This window comes from Flavobacterium potami (genome assembly GCF_020026915.1).
GTDB lineage: Bacteria > Bacteroidota > Bacteroidia > Flavobacteriales > Flavobacteriaceae > Flavobacterium > Flavobacterium potami.
In genome coordinates, this window is the sequence record NZ_JAINUY010000068.1 from 1 (window position 1) to 285 (window position 285).

1 pseudogene is annotated in these 285 nt (G+C 47.0%); it reads left to right on the plus strand.

The features are described from left to right. Window positions 1-34: 34 nt before the first annotated feature. Window positions 35-285, plus strand: a pseudogene (locus tag K6T82_RS24305) (F0F1 ATP synthase subunit epsilon); the annotation flags it as partial.

A 285-nucleotide genomic window follows, 5' to 3' on the forward strand; every position in this document is an offset into this window, starting at 1 on the left:
AAGCAATAGCCAAAAAATCAAGCCGGGACAAATCATGAATTCAGCACTCATGAATCTTACAATTCTTCTGCCTTTCCAGGTCTTTGCCGAAAAGAAAGGCGTATCACGTATAGTTGCAGAGGGACGCGAAGGCTCATTTGGACTCTTACCACACCGACTTGATTGCGTTGCGGCTTTGGAACCTGGAATTCTAACCTACGAAACCGAATCAGAGGGCGAGGTTTATGTGGCAGTCGATGAAGGCGTACTTATCAAGACTGGTCAGGATGTACTTGTCTCGGCACG